Source organism: Sphingobium abikonense NBRC 16140 (assembly GCF_001598335.1).
GTDB lineage: Bacteria > Pseudomonadota > Alphaproteobacteria > Sphingomonadales > Sphingomonadaceae > Sphingobium > Sphingobium abikonense.
The window spans coordinates 22342-44441 of the sequence record NZ_BCYT01000021.1 but is presented as its reverse complement, the minus strand read 5'-3'; the positions used below and the strand labels follow the sequence as shown (position 1 = coordinate 44441).

The 22100-nt window shown below is 63.8% G+C and carries 23 protein-coding genes; 12 read left to right on the top strand and 11 right to left on the bottom strand.

Annotated features, from left to right (window positions below):
• Positions 1–14 precede the first annotated feature (14 nt).
• The gene (locus SAB01S_RS16335; protein ID WP_062734367.1) at positions 15–1340 is read right to left on the bottom strand and encodes a PQQ-dependent sugar dehydrogenase; all 1326 of its coding nucleotides are present in this window, start codon (positions 1338–1340) and stop codon (positions 15–17) included.
• A gap of 61 nt (positions 1341–1401) precedes the next feature.
• Positions 1402–1575 carry a hypothetical protein gene (locus tag SAB01S_RS18690; RefSeq protein WP_169802581.1) on the bottom strand — a complete coding sequence of 58 codons (174 nt, stop codon included), beginning with the start codon at positions 1573–1575 and terminating at the stop codon, positions 1402–1404.
• Between the two features lie 215 nt (positions 1576–1790).
• Here SAB01S_RS18690 and SAB01S_RS16330 point away from each other — a divergent pair, with 215 nt between their 5' ends.
• Entirely contained in the window at positions 1791–2000 is a 210-nt protein-coding gene (locus SAB01S_RS16330; RefSeq protein WP_174525675.1) for a hypothetical protein, read from the top strand.
• A gap of 7 nt (positions 2001–2007) precedes the next feature.
• On the opposite strand, the gene argC is transcribed toward SAB01S_RS16330, so the two are convergent.
• Genes argC through SAB01S_RS16310 form a run of 4 tightly spaced genes read right to left on the bottom strand, consistent with a single transcriptional unit; the run spans position 2008 to position 5681 of the window.
• A complete protein-coding gene (gene argC / locus SAB01S_RS16325; RefSeq protein ID WP_062734365.1) occupies positions 2008–2952 on the bottom strand; it encodes an N-acetyl-gamma-glutamyl-phosphate reductase in 945 nt (314 codons plus the stop codon).
• The gene (locus tag SAB01S_RS16320) at positions 2949–3857 is read right to left on the bottom strand and encodes a C40 family peptidase (RefSeq protein WP_062734364.1); all 909 of its coding nucleotides are present in this window, start codon (positions 3855–3857) and stop codon (positions 2949–2951) included. Before SAB01S_RS16320 ends, argC begins: the two co-directional genes overlap by 4 nt.
• Positions 3817–4224 (bottom strand): MarR family winged helix-turn-helix transcriptional regulator, encoded by a 408-nt coding sequence (locus tag SAB01S_RS16315; protein ID WP_021224931.1) that lies wholly within the window; start codon positions 4222–4224, stop codon positions 3817–3819. Before SAB01S_RS16315 ends, SAB01S_RS16320 begins: the two co-directional genes overlap by 41 nt.
• A gap of 59 nt (positions 4225–4283) precedes the next feature.
• A complete protein-coding gene (locus SAB01S_RS16310) occupies positions 4284–5681 on the bottom strand; it encodes a leucyl aminopeptidase family protein (protein WP_062734362.1) in 1398 nt (465 codons plus the stop codon).
• Between the two features lie 141 nt (positions 5682–5822).
• Between SAB01S_RS16310 and SAB01S_RS16305 the strand changes: the two genes are divergently transcribed.
• Together SAB01S_RS16305 and SAB01S_RS16300 are read left to right on the top strand one after the other, a co-directional pair.
• Positions 5823–6029 (top strand): hypothetical protein, encoded by a 207-nt coding sequence (locus tag SAB01S_RS16305; RefSeq protein WP_021224929.1) that lies wholly within the window; start codon positions 5823–5825, stop codon positions 6027–6029.
• Positions 6029–6850 (top strand): PdaC/SigV domain-containing protein, encoded by an 822-nt coding sequence (locus SAB01S_RS16300; protein ID WP_062734361.1) that lies wholly within the window; start codon positions 6029–6031, stop codon positions 6848–6850. The genes SAB01S_RS16305 and SAB01S_RS16300 overlap by 1 nt, the downstream gene beginning before the upstream one ends.
• A 37-nt stretch (positions 6851–6887) precedes the next feature.
• Here SAB01S_RS16300 and rimO read toward each other — a convergent pair whose 3' ends face one another.
• The 4 genes from rimO to serS form a co-directional block, all read right to left on the bottom strand.
• On the bottom strand, positions 6888–8270 hold the full coding sequence (gene rimO / locus SAB01S_RS16295; protein WP_174525676.1) for a 30S ribosomal protein S12 methylthiotransferase RimO: 1383 nt from the start codon (positions 8268–8270) through the stop codon (positions 6888–6890).
• A 34-nt stretch (positions 8271–8304) separates the two neighbouring features.
• Positions 8305–9363 carry a potassium channel family protein gene (locus SAB01S_RS16290; protein ID WP_062734359.1) on the bottom strand — a complete coding sequence of 353 codons (1059 nt, stop codon included), beginning with the start codon at positions 9361–9363 and terminating at the stop codon, positions 8305–8307.
• On the bottom strand, positions 9360–10418 hold the full coding sequence (locus tag SAB01S_RS16285; RefSeq protein ID WP_062734357.1) for a M23 family metallopeptidase: 1059 nt from the start codon (positions 10416–10418) through the stop codon (positions 9360–9362). The genes SAB01S_RS16290 and SAB01S_RS16285 overlap by 4 nt, the downstream gene beginning before the upstream one ends.
• An 89-nt stretch (positions 10419–10507) precedes the next feature.
• Positions 10508–11785: a serine--tRNA ligase gene (gene serS / locus SAB01S_RS16280; RefSeq protein ID WP_062734356.1), complete on the bottom strand. Its 1278-nt coding sequence runs from the start codon at positions 11783–11785 to the stop codon at positions 10508–10510.
• 93 nt (positions 11786–11878) lie between these two features.
• Here serS and SAB01S_RS16275 point away from each other — a divergent pair, with 93 nt between their 5' ends.
• From SAB01S_RS16275 to SAB01S_RS16255, 5 genes are all read left to right on the top strand, one after another.
• On the top strand, positions 11879–12319 hold the full coding sequence (locus SAB01S_RS16275) for a host attachment family protein (protein ID WP_062734354.1): 441 nt from the start codon (positions 11879–11881) through the stop codon (positions 12317–12319).
• Positions 12320–12402: 83 nt separating this feature from the next.
• Positions 12403–12696 carry a hypothetical protein gene (locus SAB01S_RS18910; RefSeq protein WP_062734352.1) on the top strand — a complete coding sequence of 98 codons (294 nt, stop codon included), beginning with the start codon at positions 12403–12405 and terminating at the stop codon, positions 12694–12696.
• 6 nt (positions 12697–12702) lie between these two features.
• Positions 12703–13113, top strand: coding sequence for a hypothetical protein (locus SAB01S_RS16265; protein ID WP_245646510.1), 411 nt, complete (start codon positions 12703–12705; stop codon positions 13111–13113).
• A gap of 552 nt (positions 13114–13665) precedes the next feature.
• On the top strand, positions 13666–14130 hold the full coding sequence (gene dksA / locus SAB01S_RS16260; RefSeq protein WP_031297551.1) for an RNA polymerase-binding protein DksA: 465 nt from the start codon (positions 13666–13668) through the stop codon (positions 14128–14130).
• A gap of 63 nt (positions 14131–14193) precedes the next feature.
• Entirely contained in the window at positions 14194–14562 is a 369-nt protein-coding gene (locus SAB01S_RS16255; RefSeq protein ID WP_062734349.1) for a PilZ domain-containing protein, read from the top strand.
• Positions 14563–14673: 111 nt separating this feature from the next.
• Here the strand turns inward: SAB01S_RS16255 and SAB01S_RS18230 are convergent, their stop codons facing one another.
• Entirely contained in the window at positions 14674–14832 is a 159-nt protein-coding gene (locus SAB01S_RS18230) for a YdcH family protein (protein WP_021224918.1), read from the bottom strand.
• Between the two features lie 187 nt (positions 14833–15019).
• Here SAB01S_RS18230 and SAB01S_RS16250 point away from each other — a divergent pair, with 187 nt between their 5' ends.
• The 4 genes from SAB01S_RS16250 (at position 15020) to SAB01S_RS16235 (ending at position 22099) form a co-directional block, all read left to right on the top strand.
• Complete coding sequence (locus SAB01S_RS16250; protein WP_062734395.1) at positions 15020–15199, top strand: YdcH family protein; 180 nt, start codon at positions 15020–15022, stop codon at positions 15197–15199.
• A gap of 110 nt (positions 15200–15309) precedes the next feature.
• Positions 15310–15789, top strand: coding sequence for a DUF1465 family protein (locus SAB01S_RS16245; protein ID WP_062734393.1), 480 nt, complete (start codon positions 15310–15312; stop codon positions 15787–15789).
• 77 nt (positions 15790–15866) lie between these two features.
• On the top strand, positions 15867–17903 hold the full coding sequence (locus SAB01S_RS16240) for an autotransporter assembly complex protein TamA (RefSeq protein ID WP_174525674.1): 2037 nt from the start codon (positions 15867–15869) through the stop codon (positions 17901–17903).
• Positions 17903–22099, top strand: coding sequence for a translocation/assembly module TamB domain-containing protein (locus tag SAB01S_RS16235; protein ID WP_062734348.1), 4197 nt, complete (start codon positions 17903–17905; stop codon positions 22097–22099). Before SAB01S_RS16240 ends, SAB01S_RS16235 begins: the two co-directional genes overlap by 1 nt.
• Position 22100: the final 1 nt, after the last annotated feature.

Genomic DNA, 22100 nt, shown 5'->3' with positions numbered 1-22100 from the left:
GCCAGCCCTGTCGCTCATTGCGCCTTGGTGACGCGCCAGACGATTCCGCCGACATCGTCGCTTACCAGCAACGCGCCCTGCGCATCGGCCGTCACGTCGACAGGGCGGCCATGGGCGTCGCCATCCTTGTCCAGGAATCCGGTCAGCACATCGACCGGCTTCGCCTTGCCGGCCTCCCCGTCATTGAAGCCGACGAACACCACCTTGTAACCGGCGGCGGGTTTGCGGTTCCAACTGCCATGCAGGCCGACGAAGGCGCCATCGGTGAAGGGCGCGCCGAGTTGCACCTTGTCGGCAAAGGTCAGGCCGAGTGGCGCGACATGGTTGCCCAGCGCATAATCGGGCCGCTTGGTGTATTCGCGAATTTCTGGGCGCTGCGGCTGGACGCGACGGTCCTCATACCCGCCCCAATAATTCCACGGCCAGCCATAGAAGGCGCCAAATTCGATCCGCGTCAGATAATCGGGAACCAGGTCCGCGCCCAGCATGTCGCGTTCGTTGATGACGCCCCAGAGCGCCCCGCTCTTGGGTTCGAAGGCAAGGCCCACAGGGTTGCGCAGGCCCGAGGCGAAGACGCGCTTATACCCGTTCCTGGGGTTCACTTCGAAAACGACCGCGCGGTTGCGCTCGCGTTCCAGTCCATTTTCGCCGATATTGCTGTTCGACCCGACGCCGATGTACAGCAGCCCGTCGGGCGATGCGACCATGCTCTTGGTCCAATGCTGGTTGGGCGATTGGGCGGGCAGGTCGATGATCTTGCGCCCGGCGGCGCTGATCTTCGTGTCGCCTTCCTTATACGGGAAAGCCATCAGCGCATCGGTATTGGCGACGTAAAGCGTGTCGCCGATCAGGGCCATGCCATAGGGGGAATTGAGCCCGGTCAGAAAGGCTGTCTTCGTGTCCGCCCGGCCGTCCTTGTCGGTGTCGCGCAGCAGGGTGATGCGGTTGGCGGAAGGAACGCCGGCGCCCGCCTTGTCCATCAGGTAATTCATGACTCGCTGGACGATGCCGTCCTTGGGACGCGGCGGGCTGTTGGTTTCCGCGACCAATATGTCGCCATTGGGCAGCCGCAACATGGATCGCGGATGCGACAGGCCTTCGGCGAAGCGTTCCACCGTCAGCCCTTGGGCGGCGACAGGTTTTTCACCCGCCTTCCACGGCTTCACCTCGGCGATGTTGACGGTCGGGATCATCTCGCTGCGGGGGCTGGTGAAGACCGGTTCCCGGCCCGTATCCGCGCCTGCGGGCAATCGGGCAGTGTCGCCCTGCGCCAGATAGAGAAAACCACCGCCAACGAGCGCGATGGCGACAAGGGGCAGGATGATGAAATGCTTGTTCATGCGCCAACATCTATGCGGCGATCGGGTTTCGGGCAAGGTGATTGCCCGTCTGCGCCGCCGCTTATTTGCCGCGTTCGCCCAGATAAATCAGCAACGCGATGATGATGCCCAGGGCAAGACCGCTCAGCAGTCCGATCGTCGGCTGGCCCAGCAGTCCGCCGCCGATCGTGCCGACGAGAATCAGCAGCGCGATGATGGCGCCCGATCCGGTCGGGGTGGAGCGACGATCTCTCATGGGGTGGTCCTTGCCATGCTAAGCCCGGCGACGCCAGCGCCTTCGCACCATTGTCCGAAATGGATCGAAGCGTCCTGAAACGGGATATTCGTCCCGATGCGGGACATGCCTAAGGGTGTCTTCATCATGCTGTTCCAGCCTCCCGGCCATTCTGTTTCCTTGGCACGGTTCTTGGGACGATATGGTCTCAACAATAAGGGGAGCGGGGGCGCGCCATGCAATTGCCATATCTGGCGGACCGGAAAAGTATCGACGACGCGGCTGAGCTGATCAGCCAATTTGGCGCCAATGCCGGCTACGAAGCGGCCGCTCGCGCCGGCCGCAGCCTCGACCAAGGCAATCATATCCATTTCTGCCACTGGCGGCAGATCGAACGGCTCATCATATTGCTGGCCGTCGACCAACCAACAGGCACCGTCCACTGATGGTAGCTTAAAGGCGCAGTCCGGCGGTTTCGGGCAATCCGGCGAGGATGTTGAGATTTTGCACCGCCGCGCCGGCCGCGCCCTTGCCCAGATTGTCGAGCGCGGCGACCAGCCGAGCCTGGCCGGTGTCCGGATTGCCGAACAGGAACAAGGCCAGGCGGTCGCTCGCGCCGACATATTCCAGTGGCACGCCAGACATGGCCGCGCTGTCCTCCAGCGCAGCTACCGTTACGATCGGGGACCCGGCATAGGCCGACGCCAGCACACCGTGAATATCGGTCAATGATGGCGCACTGGGCATGGCGCGAAGCTGCAACGGCACCTCCACGATCATCCCGCGATAGGCGTTGGCGACGGCGGGTGCGAAGAGGGGCGGATGCGTCAGCCCGGAATAACGGGTCATTTCCGGCACATGCTTATGCGTGAGGTTCAGCCCATAGGGCCGGAACGCGCTGGGCTGCGCTGCTGACGCTTCATAGTCAGCGATCATCGTTTTGCCACCGCCCGAATAGCCTGATGCCCCCGACACGGTGACAGGCCAGTCGGCAGGAATCAGGCCCGCTAGCACCAGCGGGCGCACCAATGCCAGAAAGCCCGTGGGCCAGCAGCCCGGATTGGCGACATAGCGGCTGGCGGCCAGGCGTTCCCGGTGGCCCGGTTCCAGTTCGGGAAATCCATAGGTCCATCCATCGGCGACGCGATGGGCGGTGGAGGCGTCGATGACGCGCGTATGGTCATTGTCGATGAGCGCCACGGATTCGCGCGCGGCGTCGTCGGGCAGGCACAGGATGACGACATTCGCGGCATTCAACGCGTCGCGCCGGGCGGCGGCGTTTCTGCGATCCTCAATGTCGAGCGCGATCAGCGAAAGTTCCGGGCGCCCGGCCAGCCGCTCGGCGATCTCGATCCCGGTCGTTCCATGACCGCCGTCGATGAAAACCTTGGTCGTCATAAGCTTACCCTGCGCCGCGCGATGATAGGTGTGGGGTGGTCAGCCGCCAGGCGCGCGACGACGTCGGCCAGCGGTTCCTTGACCACGGCCATCCAATGGGCGTTGGCATGCAAGAGGGTGCTGCCGTCAGTCATGATGCCGACATGGCCGGGGAAGAAAATAAGATCGCCGCGCTCCAGCTTTGCATCGTTGTCTATGGGCGTCCCGATCCCTTCGCACTGCAAATCTGTGTCCCGGGGCACGCTCAGTCCAGCGCGGCCCAGTGCGACCTGGACCAGCCCAGAGCAATCGATGCCGCGATGTCCGCGCCCGCCCCAGACATAGGGTTTGCCAAGATGCCCCTCTGCCACCGCAACCCAGTCTGAAACAGGCGTGTCGATTGGCTCGATATGGCGCATATGCACGAAGCCTTCGGCACAGGCCGCAAAGGCGCCGTCCATGTCGCCAGCGAATTTGGCGCCGAGCGGCCAATAATCCGCGATCGTCGACTTGATGTCGGGCGCACTGAACAACGGCGCGGTCAGGGCGGTTATCCGGTGGGTCGGCTCTGCTTCGACATCGAGCCCGTCGCGCCGGATGTAGCCGACATAGCCATCATGCCCGCAAAATCCCCAGGCCCAGTCAGTGGTCACGTCCAGAGCGTGGAATATTTCACCACGCAACAACTCGCTCACCGCTTCTGCCGTGGGGGACGCTGCCGCCAGCAAGGGCGTGCCGGGCGCGACACATGTCAGCGCGACGGCGCGCGCATAATGAGCCGAAAAAAGCGTGCCGGCCAGCGACAGATCGGCAAGGTCGCCGCGCGCGGCATGAACGCGCCGGTCCAGCGCAACCGAACGGCCTTGCAGCTTGAACCGGGTTCTTTCAGGCGGAGCGTTCCGCGGCGGGGGTGTCAGTCCGTTCATCGCGCGCGGTTCCTGCGATGAAAAGGTTAAAGGCGTCAAGAAATTCCGCGCCCTTGGGGGTTCGTGTGATGAAAATATTGCGGCGGTCCGCGACATCGCGCTCGCGCCGCAGATAGCCGAGCGCCGATAATTTATTGAGCGCACGGGTAATGACCGGCTTCGACACATGCAGCGTTTCCGCAAGGCCACGCACGGTATGCGGCCCGGAACTGATATACACGGTCATCATCAACGCCATCTGGCGATTGGTCAGGTCCGGTTTGCCCGAACGCACATAATCGACCAGCGTCGACATCCATTGACGCAGCGACGGGATGCCCGGGCGGTTGATCTCGGCGGCGGAGTGACTGGCTGAAAGGGCGTTCATGCCCGCTTAACGCGCGATGGCCAATCCGGTTGCGTAACGGATAGGCCTTTGTAAATGCGTCATCGTTGGGGGCGATAGCGCTCCTGAAGTAACTGGAATATGGCGCGCATGCCCAGCGCCTCTCCGCCCTTGGGCCGGCTTGGTTTTGCCGTCGGACGCCAGGCAAATGTATCGAGGTGCAGCCAGGGTATATTGTCCGGGACAAAGCGTTTCAGGAACAAGGCTGCGGTGATCGCGCCGGCAAAGCCGCCGTCGCCGGCATTATTGATATCGGCCACGTCGGATTTCAGCATCTCGGCATAGGGGTCCCACAAAGGCAGTCGCCAGAGCGGGTCTTCAACGGCGGCGCCATGCGCCAAAGCTTGCGCGGCCAGCGTATCATCGTTGGAGAATAAGGCCGGCAGATCGGGGCCGACCGCGACGCGCGCCGCGCCTGTCAACGTCGCGAAATCTATCACCAGTTCCGGCTTTTCTTCGCCAGCGCGCGTAAGCGCATCGCCCAGGACTAGGCGGCCTTCCGCATCGGTGTTGCCGATTTCGACGGTCAGGCCCTTGCGGCTGCGCAATATGTCGCCAGGACGAAAGGCGTTGGCGCCGATGGCGTTTTCGGCCGCAGCGATCAGCAGGTGCAGCCGGACCGGCAGGCGGCTCGCCATAATCAACTGCGCCAGGCCCAGCGCATGGGCGGCCCCGCCCATGTCCTTCTTCATCAGGCGCATGCCCGATGACGGTTTGATGTCCAGCCCGCCGCTGTCAAAGCAGATACCCTTGCCCACCAGCGCGAGGCGGGGGTGGGACGGGTCGCCCCATTCCAATTCTATCAGGCGCGGGGCGAAACTGCGATCGGCCGCCTTGCCAACGGCGTGGATCATCGGAAAGCCCTGTTCCAGCGCGTCGCCGCGCGTAGTGGTAACGTGCGCTCCGAACGGTTGCGCGACGCGTTCCACCGCCTGCTCCAGATCGGGCGGCCCCATGTCGGCGGCCGGGACATTGACCAGATCGCGCACCAGGGCGGTGGCGTGGGCCAGATGCAGCGTCGGTTCGATGCGAGCGACGTCCTGGGTCAAAAGCACCCTGGCGCTCGTGCCATTGTCATCCTGGCGATAGCGGTCGAAGCGATAATGCGCCAGCAGCCAGCCGAGCGCTGCGTCACCCGCCCGTCCATCGGCGAGGCGATATTGGCCTTCCGGCAAGGCGTCGACGAGCTTGGCGAGGCACCATGGCCCCATTTTCTCCCGGTCAGGCACGACGGCGACGACTGACCAGTCCTGCTGGCCTTCACCCCACAACAGCGCATGGTCGCCAATCTTGCCGCGAAACTTCTGTGCGGAAAGCATGCTGCGAATTGAGGCAGATTGCTCGCTGCTCCAGCCTTCGTAGCTGCCCGGATCCAGTAATTGGATCATGTGCGCTGGCTGTTGGTTGTCTGGCTTGAGCAGGTCGGAAAAGTCGATCATGCTGCCGGTGTAAGGGAAACGCCCCGAGGAGGGAAAGAGGCAATTTCCCGTCGCGCGCGCGGCACGGCCGACCCAATGTGACTTTGCCTCGCAAGGCCGATGGGCCTAGAAGGAACGCCAGAAGAAACAAGGAGATGGACGATGACTTATGCAGATGACCGCAGCCTGCAGGCGGCTCGCGCCAGGGCCTATGCGCTCGCTGAAACCGGTCGCTTCGACAATGGCAATGCCGTTCAGCAGGCGTTGATCGCCGAAGGCTGGTCCAATGCCGGACGCGCCTTGGAAAGCGACTATGCGCGCAAGGCCATCGGCGAGCGCTGCCGCGCCGCACAGGCGCAGGCTCACTGATGCGCGGCGGCGGGATGATCGCGGCTGCGGCGCTGCTTGCGGTGGCCTGCTCGCCCACGGGCGACGAGGCTGCCGGCAATGCGATGTCCAATGCAGCAGCCACGCAATTTGCCAATCACATGGCGGGCGCGACGCCACCGCCGTCATATCCCGCAGCGCCCTTTTCACAGAGCGACAAGAGCGACCTGCTCGAATTTGCCTATTCCTACCCTGCGCAGGCCGCAGCCATTCCGGCGCTGGTCGACAAGTTTCGCAAAGCAATGGAGAGCAGCAAGGCCGACGCGCTCAAAATGGCGCAGGAAGATAGCGCGTCGGCCAAGGCGTCCGGATATCCGTTCCGGCCCCATAGTCTGGAAACCGAATGGACGGTCGCGGCCAATACGCCGCGCTTCCTGTCCTTGCGATCGCAGACCTATGTCTATTCGGGCGGCGCCCACGGCATGACCGGCTATGACGTGGTTCTGTGGGACAAGGCCCGCCAGCGTGAAACCAGCGTCAAGGCGTTGATGACATCGCCCACGGCCTTTGCCGCCGCCATCCGGGACCGTTTCTGCGCGGAACTCGACAAGCAGCGTGCGGAAAAGCGCGGCGAACCGGTCGTAGCCGGGGATGATGAATTCACCAAATGCATCGATCCGATGGAACAAGTGCTTGTCCCCACCTCGAAAGACGGCGAGCTGATCGACAGCATGACCGTCATCATCGGTCCCTATAGCGCCGGCCCTTATGCCGAAGGCACCTATGAGGTCACGCTGCCGGTGGACGCCGCCATGCGCAAAGCCATCAAGACCGAATATCAGGACGCGTTCGCAAAGCCCTGATCGTCATGCGCAAGATTTTGGCGGGACGGCCCGTGGTTCAGGCCGGAACGCCATAGAGATCGTGATCGTCGGCATCCTCGACCAGAATGTCGACAATGTCGCCGGCCCGGCGTCCCTCACCCACGTCGCGCAAAAAGACGTTGCCGTCGATCTCCGGCGCGTCGGCCTGCGAGCGCGCGGTCGCGCCGATGGAGCCGTTCTCCTCGTCGGGCTCGCCCACCTCGTCGATGATGACGGGCAGTACGCGCCCGATCTTCGCCTGTAATTTCGCGGCGCTGATCGCGGCGGTCTTTTCCATGATCCGATGGTAACGTTCTTCCTTTACCTCTTCGGGCACGGCATCGGGCAGGGCATTGGCCGCCGCGCCCTCCACGGGTTCGAAGCGGAACGCGCCGACGCGGTCGAGTTGCGCTTCGTCCAGCCAGTCGAGCAGATATTGGAAATCGGCTTCCGTTTCACCCGGAAAGCCCACCACGAAGGATGACCGGATCGCGATATCGGGACAGATGGCGCGCCATTTGCGGATGCGATCGAGCACCTTGGCCTCATTGGCCGGCCGCTTCATCGCCTTGAGCACATTCGGGGCGGCATGCTGGAAGGGGATGTCGAGATAGGGCGTCAGCAGGCCGTCCGCCATTAGCGGAATGACCTGATCGACATGCGGATAGGGATAGACATAGTGGAGCCGGACCCAGGGCGCGCGGCCTTCCGCCGTGCGCAGTTGCCCCAGTTCGCGTACGAGGTCCGTCATGTGCGCGCGGACATCGCGGCCCTTCCACTGTCGCACGTCATGCCGGGTATCGACGCCATAGGCGGACGTATCCTGGCTGATGACTAGCAATTCCTTCGTACCCGCCGCAACCAGCTTTTCCGCTTCCCGGAGCACGGCATCAATGCGGCGGCTGACCAGATCGCCGCGGATCGAGGGGATGATGCAGAAGGAACAGCGGTGATTGCAGCCTTCGCTGATCTTCAGATAGCTGTAATGGCGCGGCGTCAGCTTCAGGCCGCCTTCGGGCACCAGGTCGACAAAGGCATTGGGAATGGGCGGGGAGGCGTCATGCACGGCATTGACCACCTGCTCATATTGATGTGCGCCCGTGACGGCGAGCACCTGGGGGAATTTCGCGCGGATGACGTCGGCCTCGTCACCCATGCAGCCGGTCACGATGACGCGGCCATTTTCCGCGATCGCCTCGCCGATCGCTTCAAGCGATTCTTCCTTGGCCGAATCCAGAAAGCCACAGGTGTTGACGAGCACGACGTCAGCGCCCGCATAATCTGCGGACATCTGATAGCCGTCGGATCGCAGCTTGGTCAGGATACGCTCGGAATCGACCAGATTTTTGGGACAGCCGAGCGACACCATGCCGATTTTCGGCGCGTCTGGAATTTTGGTTGCCATGATCGGCGCGCACATAGGGATTTTTGGCGCGAATGTCACGGGAAACGAATCAGACCGGGGGCAGGGTGTTCCCATGGCCGTCGCCTTCGGCGATTTCGATGATGACATCGCCTGTCTGCAACTGCTTGGAATCCTCCTCCCAGAAACCGATGGGGCGGTTGCCTCGATAGACCCTCACGCCAAGGCCGGTGCGGATGGCGGACAGCGGCTGGCCGATTTCCTGCGGCAGCACCGCCCGTTCGATCAGTTTCACCCGGCCCCCGGACGCGGCGAGATCCGCCATATAATCGGCAATATGTTCGCCGGTCGTGCTGCCGGCCAGCAGCAGCCCGGCGAAGCTTACGGGATTGATGACCGTCGTCGCGCCGGCCTGCCGCGCGGGCACTTCATTATCCTCGTTCCGCACGACGATGCTGATTGGCAGGCGAGGGGCCAGATGGCGGGCCGTCAGGGTGATCAGGATCGACGTGTCGTCACGCCCGGCCGAAACGATCATGCTGCGCGCCCGGTGAATCGCCACATCCTTCAACGTCTTGTCGCGCGTCGAATCGCCGCACAATATATTGCAGCCATGGGCTTCGGCCAGTTCCAGCGCCTTTTCGCTGCCATCGATGACGACGATTTCCCGCGGATCGGTGCCGCGCGCCAGCAGTTCATGCACGGCCTCCTGCCCGCTGGTGCCGAAACCGGTGACGATGATGTGATTGTGCAGATCGGCCTGGATGCGTGCCATGCGCCACCTGTAAAAAATGTTGCGGAGAAAGAGATTATAGGCCGTGCCGAGGAAGATCAGCCAGACAAAGAGCCGGATCGGCGTCACGAACAGGGCTTCGAACAAGCGAGCTTCCGGCGTGATCGGGACGATGTCGCCATAGCCCACGGTCGTGACGGTGACGGTCGTGAAATACAGCACGTCGATGAAGCTGATCTGGTTGTCGAGATTATCCTTCAGCCCGTCCCGCCCTATCCAGTGTAGGAGCAGGACCAGCGAAATGAGGCCGAAGAGGAGCAGGACGCGCCATGTCAGGTCCATCCACATCGGCATGGACGATCTGCGTCGCAGGAAGCCCGCCATGGTCGACGGGGCGTTTGCCTTGTCGATCCTCATGCCGGGGGCAGCTTGCCAAGCGGGTCGACCGGCGCGCGGTCCTTGCGCAATTCGAAATGCAATTTGGGCTTGCTGGCATAGCCGGTATCGCCCGACAGGCCGATCACCTGCCCCTTGGTCACTTTCTGTCCGCGCACCACGTCGACGCGGCTGGCATGGCCATAGGCGCTGACCCAGCCGCTGCCATGGTTGATCAGAACCAGTCCGCCGAACACGGCCACCTTGTCGCCGGCATAGGCGACGACGCCATCGGCCGACGCGCGGATCGGCGTGCCGACCGGGGCGGCGATGTCGATGCCATTATTCCTGGACCCGCTTTGACCCGGCCCGAAGCGGGAGAGGATGGTGCCGCGCAGCGGCCAGGCAAAGCTGCCCGCGAACGCCGTCGGCTGGGCGATCGGCGCATTGGAGGGGAGGGGCCTGGGCTTGCTGGAAGCGGCCATCACGGGCGCATTGTCCCGCGCGGCAGGCTGGCCGCCGGTCAGCACATCGTCAATGTCGATGCGGAATGCAGCCGCTCGCTGCTCCAGCGATCGTGCATCGCCAGCCGGAGCATCGGGCAGCAACAGGCGCTGCCCGCGCCGAAGGACATAGGGTTCCTCCAGGCCGTTCGCCTCGACGATGCGCCTCCACGGGACGGCATAGGCTGCGGCGATGGCAATCCCCGTCTCCCCTTCAGCGACGAGGTGATATCGGCCACCGGGTATCCTGAGCGTTTGCCCGACGCTCAGGGCGTAGGGTGGCGATAGGCCATTAGCCTTCGCGATCACTTCGGATCCGGCCCCGGTGCGATTGCCGACCCCGCGCAGCGTGTCGGCCGGACGCACGACATAGCTCGACTCCGCGACAATGCGGGCGTTGGGGACGACCTGCTGCGCGGTCCAGACCGGCTCTGGTTCAGCCAGCCGCGCCGTGGTCGCGTCCGCACCAAGGTTAGGCGGGGGCGTCGGCGTCGATATCGCGGCGGTATCCCGCTCAGCTTGCTGCGGGATGCAGGCGGTGAGCGGTAGCAGCAGGCCGAGGGCGCAAACAAGCAGGCGGGGGGAAACAGGCATCCCTTTCTGTGTATCGCATCAGGGCCAGCTTTCCAGCCCTCATGCCACGTCCATCGTCAAACGCAGAAGCCAGGACGGGAAAAGTCCCCTTATCGCGGCTCCAGCGTCGTGATCCCGCCCATATAGGGCGCAAGGGCATCGGGAATGATGACGCTGCCGTCGGCTTGCTGGTAATTTTCCAGCACGGCGACCAATGTCCGCCCGACCGCCAGGCCCGATCCATTCAGCGTGTGCAGAAACATCGTCTGCTTACCGCCGTCGGGCCGCATGCGGGCATTCATCCGCCGCGCCTGAAAGTCACCGCAATTGGAAACCGAACTGATTTCCCGATAGGTTTCTTGGCTGGGCAACCAGACTTCCAGATCATAGGTCTTGCGCGCGCCAAAGCCCATGTCGCCCGTGCAGAGCAGCATCTTGCGATAGGGCAGGGCAAGCGCCTGGAGAATGCCCTCCGCCGCCGCGACCATGCGTTCATGCTCGGCCTCCGATTCTTCCGGCCGGCAAATCGCCACCAGTTCGACCTTTTCGAACTGGTGCTGGCGGATGAAGCCGCGCGTATCGCGGCCCGCCGATCCGGCTTCGGAGCGGAAACAGGGCGTGAGCGCGGTCAGGCGCAGCGGCAGGCGGTCTTCCGGCACGATCTGATCGGCGACCAGATTGGTCAGCGACACCTCGGCAGTGGGAATGAGCCAGCGGCCATCCGTCGTCTGGAAAAGGTCTTCGGCAAATTTAGGCAATTGCCCCGTCCCGAACAGCGCCGCGTCCTTGACGAGCAGCGGGACGATCGTTTCTTCATAGCCATTCGCCGTCGTCTGCTGATCGAGCATGAACTGGGCGAGCGCGCGGTGCAGCCGGGCCATCTGACCACGCAACGCCGTGAAGCGCGCACCCGACAGGGCGGCCCCGCCTTCGAAATCGAGGCCGAACGCCGGGCCGAAATCGGCATGATCCTGCGGCTGAAACGCAAAGTCGCGCGGCGTGCCCCAACGGCTCAGCTCGACATTGTCCGCTTCGTCCGCGCCATCGGGCACATCGTCCGCGGGCAGGTTGGGAATGGCGGCAAGCAGCGCGGTCAATTGCTCCCCGATCGCGCGCTCTTCGCTCTCCAGCGCGGGCATGCGATTTTTCAGGCCCGCGACTTCGGCTTTGAGCGCCTCGGCGGTATCGCTGTCCTTTGCGGCCATGGCCTGACCGATGGCCTTGCTCGCCTCATTGCGGCGCGCCTGGGCCTGTTGCCACTCCGTCTTGAGCGCGCGGCTTTGCTCGTCCAGCGCAATGATATCGGACGACAGCGCGTCCAGTCCCCGGCGCTTGAGGGCGGCGTCGAAAGCGGCAGGGTTTTCGCGGATGAAGCGTATGTCGTGCATGGCGCAAGCCTATGCCTCCAGCCTGCCGCTCGCGCAACCCCAGGCCCCGTCATCCGTTAGCGTTACGTCAGCCAAAAACAAAGGAGACAGGCGATGCAGATCGAACATGATACGATGGTGCTGGTGGCCGACGGTCGCAAGATGTTGTTCTTCCGGAACAAGGGCGATGCGGCCTATCCCAATCTGGAAGCGGAAACGGTAAAGGAGCAGGACAATCCCGCCGATCGCGATCAGGCGACCGATGCGCCGGGCCGATCGCACAATTCTGTCGGCAGCCACCGCAGCGCCATGGACGAAGTGAACTTTCATGATCTGGAGGAGGCGCGCTTCGCGGCCGATGCCGCCGATATGCTGAAACGTCGTGCCCTGGCGCAGGAATTTGAAAAGCTGATCATCGTCGCGCCGCCGACAGCGCTTGGCGAAATGCGCAAGCATCTGCACAAGGAAGTGCAGGACCGCCTGGTCGGAGAGATTGCCAAGGACCTGACCAATCACCCGGTGCCGGAAATCGAAAAAGTCATCGCCGCCAGTTGAGGCGACAAAAAAGGGGTGGCCCCCCGGAGCCACCCCTCGCATGCCCCCTTTGAGGGGAAAAGGGTCAGGCTGCTGCCTGCGCCTTGCGTTCGGCAAAGCGTCGGCGAGCGACCAGTGCCACGGCGGCCGCACCGAAGAGCAGAACCATAGGCGGCGCGGGCACGTCCGTGCCGCCAGTGCTGGTGCTCGATCCCCCCGTCGAGCTGCTGGTCGAGGAACTGGTGGACGACGAACTGCTGGTCGAAGACGACGTCGACGAGCTGCCACTGCTGCCCGTGCTGCCGAAGCTGGACGACGAACTGCTCGACGATGAACTGGACGAGCTGGACGAAGACGACGAACTGCTGCCGGACGAACCACCGGTCGAACCGGGATGATCGGGCTTGTCGGGTTTGCCCGGTTTCCCGCCGCTAGAACTGCTCGAAGACGAGCTGGACGACGAAGAGGAGGAGGACGAGCTGGAGCTGGATGACGATGAGCTGCTGGTCGCGCCGGATGACGTCGACGTGCTGATGCCGCCGGTCGAGCTGCTGGTGGATGAGATCACCACGGACCCGCCGCTGCTGCCGCCACCGCCGAAGAACCCGCCGATGAAACCGCCGCCGCCAAATCCGCCGCCGCCGCCCATGACGATCGGCACCGCGCCGCCGCCGCCCGACATCATCGGCATTTCAGCCGGCGGCAAAGGCGCAGGCAGCGGAACGGGCGCGGGTTGGCTGGTGACAGTCACCGTTTGTGGTGCGCAGGCCACGGCGGTCTTGACGACCTTCCTCTTCACGGTGCGGACGGCATAGCGCTTTTTGGGCGCGGCCTTCGTGCTCTTGCTGCTATGAACGACAGCAGGGCGCGCGCTTTCGGCCACATGCACCGCGCCGCCACCGATGATCGCGCCACCGCAGGTGCAAGCGCATAGTTTAGCCAGGGCCATCCGAACCGACATAGGAATCCACTCTTGTCTTGTCGCCATCCGATCCGGGTTGGAACGGGTCAGGCTGCCTTTTCACAAAAGCGCAGAAGAAAAGGTTAACCGCAAGGTCGTTAACTCTGAATCCTGCCGACAAGTCCACCAAATTCAGGCCGTAGCGTCAGCGATCATGGTTAACGTCCCACTATGATACGACCCGGCGCCATAGGGTAAAGCGCAACTCGATCCATTGCGGCAGCGCGTCCCCTTGCGATTCGCGGAAGCGGCTTCGGCGGGGACTAGGTCGTGCGGTGGAAAACCCACCTTGCCGACGCCAATGTCCGCTTGTGTCGTTCCGCGCCGATGGCTATGAGGCGCCCTCAATGAAAAGTCATTGGTGCCCGGGAACTTGAAGCACCGGGCCAACGAGTCGGAGAGCCAGATGGCGTCGGTGCTGAATTCCGATAAAGACGGCGTAAAGCCGCCCAAATCGTCCATAACCCTGCCTGTCGATTATCGCCCCTCGGCCGACGAGGAGTTCATGAATCCGCTGCAACAGGAATATTTCCGGCAGCGGCTGTGGGACTGGAAAAAGCAGATCCTTGCCGAGGCGGAAGGGACGCTGGCGGTTCTTCAGAATGAGCCCCTGCGCGAACCCGACCTCAACGATCGCGCGTCGAGCGAAACCGACTGGTCGATCGAGTTGCGCACCCGTGATCGTCAACGCAAGCTCATTTCCAAGATCGATGCGGCCTTGCGCCGTATCGACGATGGCGAATATGGATATTGCGAAGTGACAGGTGAACCGATTTCGCTCGGCCGCCTGGAAGCGCGCCCCATCGCCACCATGACCGTCGAGGCGCAGGAGCGGCATGAACGGCAGGAAAAAATCTCGCGCGACGATTAACGGTTTTTCCATCGCCTGACGATAGTGTCCGCGACGGAACACACTAGATTTTGCGGGTATGGAATGGACGACGAGCAGGGCATTTCGGATCGGGGACCGGCGCGATCGTCACCGCGCGATAGCCTGTTCCTGATGGCCAGCCTGTTCGCCGCGGATGGACGATCACTTGGCCGCGCGCGGATCCGCAACTTGTCGGCTACCGGCTTGATGGCGGATTGCGAAATGCCACTCGCGGCCGGGCAGAAGGTCGCGCTGGACTTGCGCGGCGTCGGCCGCATCTCCGGCACGATTGCTTGGTCGCGCGACAGCAAAATCGGCTTGGCTTTTGATGAAGTTATTGACCCGCAATTGGCCCGTAAGCCTGTGTCTTCTGGCTCCGCACAGTCGATGCCGGATTATCTGAGGGCGCCGCGCGCTGGTCGCTTGCGCTGACCGTCACGACATCGGTGCCGGTATGCGGACATCCTGATACGCCGATGATGACAGGACGGGTCGGACCGACGCCATTGCGCCGGTCCGCACCCTGTATGGACGCGCTTGTGCTTAATGCTGCGCAGCCATCTCTTCCTTCAGCCGCAATTTCTGCTTTTTGAGCGAGGCAACCAGGGTCGTGTCCGGCATGGGACGACTCGTCTCCGCCTTGATCCGCGCGTCGAGTCCTGCGTGCTTGGCCGAAAGAGCTGAGATGTGGCTGTTTTCCATGACATTCTCCTTACGAGGGCGATGGATTTCCGATTAGATCATGAAATATGGTCCGTGTCTCGCGGTGATTCCGCCTTTGCGATGGGCCGTTTGCAAATTTGCGGTGGCCCGCGCGAGCATCGGGCGCTACCACGGGTCGCACGATGCACAGGGGATGCGAGCAGCGACGGTGAGCCGGGAAGATATCATGCGCCGTCTGGAGTTGCTTCGGGTCGAACATCGCGATCTCGATAGTGCGATCGCGGCTCTGGTCGATGCGGGGACCAGCGATCAGATGCAGATCGCGCGGCTGAAAAAGCGCAAGCTGCGGCTGAAGGATGAGATCAGCGCACTGGAAGATGAACTGGTCCCCGACATCATCGCCTGAGTGTCAGCCAGCGTTCCTGCCACAGAACGGCTCCGTAATGGGACATCGGGCGTCCATTCTTGCAGTCTTGCCCCGCTGACAAAGCCGTCAATCTGTGTCAGTCAGTGGCCATGCGTTATGCAGCGTCTCTGGATCCCGGCCTTCATCGCCGACTGGTCGATGGCCTTTACCTCGAAGCCATGATGATGGCCGATGAAGCACGGGCTTATTTTGATGATGACGTTCTGGGACGCGGCGAAGCGGTCGACCCTCTGCGCCGCGTATCCTTCGCCTGCGAATCGCTTAAAGTGACGACCCGTCTGATGCATGTCATCGCCTGGCTCCTCAGCCAGCGCGCCTGGCAGCGCGGGGAAATCAGCGATGCCGATCTGGGCGACGAGAAATATCGGCTGGGTCGCGCCAGCCTGACCGACGCCACGCTGACGGAGGGATTTCCCTTCGAGGCCCGCGCCCTGATCGAGGGCAGTCAGGATCTTTATGATCGGGTCGCGCGGCTGGAGGACCGGCTGGGCCATATGGGCAATGATGCGAAGCGCCATGACGCCGGCCCGGCGCGCGCCCTGCTGGATCGCCTCAACACGGCTTTCTGACATTTTGCCGAACAGCCCCTGATTGCCATGATCTTCGGCACTGGCGCTTTGCGCCATAGTTGGTCTAGACCGGCGCTATGACCCATGGTTTGCGGACCCGATGCCGCGCTTCCGGCCGACCGCATACCCGGCTGCTTTTCGCGCCGTTGCTGCTGCTTGCCCCTTGTCCGGCGCTGGCGCAGGGTGGAACCGCGCCGGCGCTGCCCGATAGCGATGCGCCATTGGACGCCATGCCCGACATCGGCCTCGACTGGCCCGACATGGATCAGCCCGATAATGTCGCGCCGCTCGTCCCCGATCCTGCCGATCAGGCTGGCGCTCCGGCCGAAGCCTTCGATGTCGCGCCGACCGATCCGGCCGAGGCCGTCGCGGCTTTCGCCGATGCGGGTGAAGAGCGTCGCTATACGGTGAACCTGACGGGGTTGGACGGCATCGCCGATACGACCTTCCGCCAGCGCTTCGACGAATTGTCCGTGTTGCATCAGGGCGAGGACAAGGCGGCCAACCTCGCGCAGATAAATCGTCGCATCGCCGAGGATCGCGAATTGCTCGACCGGCTGCTGCGGGCAAAGGGCTATTATGCCGCGAGGGTGCGCGGCAATGTCGCCGCCCCCGCGCCGGGGAGCGACCGGCTGGCGGTGACGTTTATCATCACGCCGGGCACCCGCTACCTCCTGTCTTCGGTCGACGTGACCGGTCTTGCCGAAACCGGCGAGCGTGAAGCAAAGCTGCGCGCCGCCTTTCCGCCCAAAGTAGGCGATCCGGTCGATGCGGACGCCATTATCGCAGGCCAGGGGCAGTTGGAAACGGCACTGGCCGAAAACGGATTTCCGTTCGCCAAGGTCGATGAGCCGGAAGTGCGGATCGACCATGAGGAGCGTAAGGGCGACCTGGACGTCATCGTCGCGCCGGGCGGATATCGACGCTTCGGGGCGATCCGCATGAATGACGAACGCCTGTTCGACGCCCATCATGTCCAGGAAATCGCGCGCTTCGACCCCGACGACACGTACATGGCGTCGGATGTCGAGGATCTGCGGCGAGCGATCGTCGCAACCGGTCTGGTGTCGTCCGTGTCGCTGACGCCGCGCGATGCGGGCGATGGCGACCATGTCGACCTGGACGTCGATGTGCGCCCTGCGCCGCTGCGGACGATCGCCGGGGAACTGGGTTATGGCACCGGCGAAGGCTATCGCGCGGAAGTCAGCTGGCAGCACCGCAATCTTTTTCCGCCCGAAGGCGCCGTCACCGTGCGCGGTGTGGTCGGTACACAGGAACAGACCGCGTCCTTCACCTATCGCCGCAACAATTTCCACCGGCGTGACAATGTGCTGACCGGTCTGGTGTCCGTCAGCAATATTCGCCGCGATGCCTATGACGCCCGCACCATCACCCTGGCCGGTGCGCTGGAGCGGCAGACCAACATCCTGTTCCAGAAAAACTGGGTTTGGCGCGTTGGCGCGGAATTGATCGCGTCGGACGAGGCGGACGCCTTTTCCGGGGGCGCGCGGCGCACCTTCCTGATCGGCGCCGTTCCGCTCAGCCTGACCTATGACGGGAGCGATGATCTGCTCAATCCGACCAAGGGCTTTCGCCTGGGCGGGCGGATCAGCCCGGAACTGTCATTCCAGAACAAGACATTCGGATATACGAAGGTGCAGCTGGACGGCAGTGCCTATCAGCCGGTGGGGGAGCGCGTCGTCGTCGCCGCGCGCGCGCGCTTCGGCACCATCCTTGGCTCGACCGTCGATCAGATCGCGCCGTCCCGCCGCTTCTATGCCGGTGGCGGCGCGTCGGTGCGCGGCTATGGCTATCAGGCGATCGGTCCGCGCTATGGCGAGGATGACGATCCGGTCGGGGGCAAAAGCCTGGCGGAATTTTCGCTGGAAGGGCGCATACGTTTCGGCAATTTCGGCGTCGTGCCTTTTGTCGACGCTGGTAATATCTCCACCAGCTTCCTGCCCCGTTTCCGCGACCTGCGCGTCGGCGCGGGCATGGGCGTGCGCTATTACAGCAATTTCGGGCCAATCCGCGTGGATGTCGGCACCCCGCTCAACCCGCAAGCGGGTGATCCCAAGATCGCGGTCTATGTCTCGCTGGGTCAGGCCTTCTGATGGTGGAGGACACGCCCCCGCGGCCCGTCATCCCGCCGCCTGCCAAGGCCGCGCCGCGCCGCGCCTGGGATGGTCGCTGGCAACGTTGGGTGGCCGGTGTCCTCGCCGCCGTCTTCCTGATCATGGCGGGCGCACTGACATGGCTTGATACTGATGGCGGGCATCGCTTTCTGGCCAGCCGAATTGCCGCAATACAAACGTCGTCGGGGCTGCGCATCCAGGTCGGTGCGATCGAAGGCAGCATCTATCGCAAGGCGGTGTTGCGCGACCTGATCTTGTCTGATTCCACCGGCCCTTTCTTCAGGGCGCCCCGCGTCGAGCTGGACTGGTGGCCCTTCGCCTGGCTGTCCAATCGTTTGGACATTGACCGCTTGTCCATTCCGCAGGCGTCCCTCAGCAAACTGCCCAAGCTTAATCCCACGCAGCGGCGCGGGCCGATCCTGCCGGGCTTCGACATTCGACTGATGCAATTTTCGGTCGGTCGCCTGTCCATCGCGCCCGCCATCACGGGGCGAGCGCAGACAGCGACAATGGCGGGCGATGCGGATATTCGCGGTGGCCGCGCCATTATCGATCTGTCCGCCCGCACGATAGATGGCAGCGACGTCCTCACCATAGCACTGGACAGCCGACCCGACGATGATCGGTTCAAGCTCGACGTGACGGTCAACGCCCCCAGCAAGGGGCTTCTGGCGACGATGGCCGGGCTGCGGCAGGATGCCAATCTGCGCATCGGCGGCAAAGGCAGCTGGAGCCAATGGGATGGCCGGCTGGACGCGACGCTGGACGGCGCGCCGGCGGCCGATCTGGTTCTGGCGGCGCGCAGCGGCGCCTATTCGGCGCGCGGCACGATCGAGGGACGGGCAATCGCAGGCGGCAGTCTTGTCAAGCGCCTGGCCGATCCGCGCCTGTCCGTGCGCGCTGACGGCCGCTTTGAAAACCGCATCATCGACGGCAAGCTGATGCTGCGCTCGGCAGCCCTTGACCTCAGCGCAGATGGCGCGATCGACCTGCGCAACAACGCGCTCGACAATATGCTGGTGGAAGTGGCGCTGGCGCGTCCGCAGGCGCTGCTCCGCACGATGGGCGGGCGGGACATTCAGGCCAAGATACGGCTTGACGGGCCGCTCGATAGGCTGGGCTTTGACTATCTGCTGACGGCGCAACAGCTGACATTCGACAAGACCGTGATTGCCGATGTTCGCGCCGAAGGCAGCGGACGGGGGGCGGGCAGTGGACCCTTGTTGATCCCTGTCAAACTGCGGGCGAGCAGGCTTGATGGTCATGGCGACCTGGTCGGCACCATCGCTCGCAATTTCGCGCTGGACGGCGTTCTTCAGTTGAAGGGCCAGCAACTTGTCAGCAATCCCATGCAAGTCCGGTCGGACAAGCTGCAGGGCAGGCTGGTGATGCTGCTCGACCTGAAGAGCGGTCGCTATGATTTTGGGCTGGATGGCCAGATTCGCAGCCTGTTCATCCGCGGCCTGGGCATCGTCGACCTGACGTCCAAGCTGCGCGCGACGCCGCGCCGGGATGGCGGCTTTGGTCTCAGCGGCAGCGCGATGGCGCAGATGCGACGGCTGGATAACGGGTTTCTCAGCAGCCTTGGCGGCGGATTGCCGGTCGCGCGCAGCGGCCTGGAATTGCAGCCCGATGGCCAATTGGCGTTCAAGGACCTCACCCTCCAATCGCCGCTGCTGACTCTACGGGCGAACGGCATGAGGCGCCGCGACGGCAGTTTCCATTTCGAAGGCAGCGGCGAGCATGATCGCTATGGCCCGCTGCAACTCGTCCTCGACGGCCGGATCGAGCGCCCCACGATCGACCTTGTTCTGGAGCGGCCGCTCGATGCCTTGGGCCTGCGGGACGTGAAGGCGCATCTGGTTCCCGACAGCGAAGGCTACAGCTACACCGCGCAAGGCGGATCGACGCTGGGTCCGTTTGACGGGCGGGGCGTCATCCTGCTGCCGCCGGGCGGCCAGGCGGTCGTTCGCGTGGCGCAGCTTTCGGTGTCGGGCGTCAATGCCAGCGGTGACATCCGGCCCCTTCCTGGCGGGCTGGAGGGGCAATTGGGCGTGACCGGCCCGGTTACCGGCTATGTCGGCTTCCGGCCCGTCAACGCCATCCAGCAGGTGGAGGTCAAACTGACCGCCAATGGCGCGAGCTTTGCGGGACCGACCGCGATCGAAGTGCGACGCGGAACGCTGGACGCCACTGTCCTGCTTGACCCTGCCGGAACAAATGTCACGGCAACGGCGCAGGCGCGGGGACTGCGGGTGGGCGGCGCGCTGCTAGGCCGCTTGGCGCTTACCGCCAATCTGGTGGACGGCCGGGGCAAGGTCAGCGGCAGCCTGTCCGGCCAGCGGGGGCGTTTGTTCGATCTGCAAGGCGAAGCGCAGGTCGAACCGGACAGCATCCGCCTGTCCGCCAAGGGGACGATCGACAAGCGCCCCATTGGCCTGACCCGCGCGGCGCTTTTCAGGCGGACGGCCGAAGGCTGGCGGCTGTCGCCCGCGACGATCAGCTATGCCGGCGGATCGTTGCAATTGGCGGGGGAATATGGCGCCGGGGCGATCGGGATCGAAGCGCGGATGCAGACGCTGCCGCTGTCACTGCTCGACATCGCTTATGACAATCTGGGGCTTGGCGGCATGGCGACGGGGTCGCTCAGCTATGCGCAGCCGCGCGGCGGACCGCCGACTGGCAAGGCGGAATTGCGCATCCGGGGCCTTTCGCGGTCGGGCCTGTCGTTAAGTTCGCAACCTGTCGATGTCGGTGTCAATGCGGCGCTGACGCCCGACCGGCTGGCGACCCGGATGCTCTTCGTAGCAGACGGGCGCACCATCGGGCGCGGTCAGGCCTTGCTCACTCCGCTGGGACGCGAAGGCGGCCTGGTGTCGCGCCTCAATGCCGCCCCGCTCTTTGCGCAACTGCGCTATGCGGGGACGGCCGATACGCTGTGGCGGCTGACGGGCGTGGAAATTGTCGATATTGGGGGGCCGGTCAGCGTGTCGGCGGATATGCGCGGGACGCTCGCCAATCCGCAGATCAGCGGCCAGCTCGCAACGGAAAACGCGACCATCAATAGCGCCGTAACCGGCATGCGCCTGCGCAATGTGAAGGCGCAGGGCCGCTTTTCCGGGGCGCAGCTGGTCATCAACAGCTTTGCCGCCAGCGCGCAAAATGGCGGCTCTGTGACGGGCAGTGGACGATTCACGTTCAACGGTATCGCCGGTGTTGGCATGGACCTAGCGCTTCAGGCGGACAATGCCGCCTTGCTGGACCGGGATGATATCGCCGCCACGGTCACGGGGCCGCTGACGCTCAAGTCGAATGGCGCTGGCGGGGCGATCGGCGGCGACCTGATCCTCAACCGCAGCCGCTTCACCATGGGGCGTGCGGCGGCGGTGGCGCAGATTCCCGAATTGCGCGTCGTGGAAATCAACCGGCGCGGCGATGAGATTGAGCGGCCACGCACCAGCGTTCCTTGGGCCTTGGCGCTGCGGGCGCGGGCGCGCAATCGCCTGATGGTGACGGGCCTGGGGCTGGACAGCGAATGGCGCGCGGACCTCACGATCGGCGGAACCGTGACCAACCCGACCATCGCGGGACGGGCGGAACTGGTGCGCGGGGGATATGAATTTGCCGGCCGCCGCTTCGATCTGCGCGAGGGCCGTATTCAGTTTGACGGCAAGACGCCGGTCAATCCGACGCTCGACATCGATGCGGAAGCGGACGTCAGCGATCTCAGCGCGACAATCCATGTCGGCGGCACCGGATTGAAACCCGACATCAGTTTCAACAGCGTGCCGGCGCTGCCGCAGGACGAACTGCTTTCCCGCGTCCTGTTCGGCACGTCGATCACCAATTTGTCCGCGCCTGAAGCCTTGCAACTGGCGTCGGCCGTCGGGTCCTTGCAGGGCGAAGGGGGGCTTGATCCCATCAACGCCGTGCGCAAGGCGGCGGGGCTGGACCGGTTGCGGATCATTGCGGCCGATCCGACGCAGGGGCAGGGGACATCGATTGCCGCTGGCAAATATCTGACCCGTAAAACCTATGTCGAACTCATCACCGATGGGCAGGGCTATTCCGCCACTCGCATCGAATATCAGGTGACGCGCTGGCTTTCGCTGCTCGGCGCCATCTCCACGCTTGGTCGGCAGAGCGCTAACGTCCGTGTTTCCAAGGATTATTGAT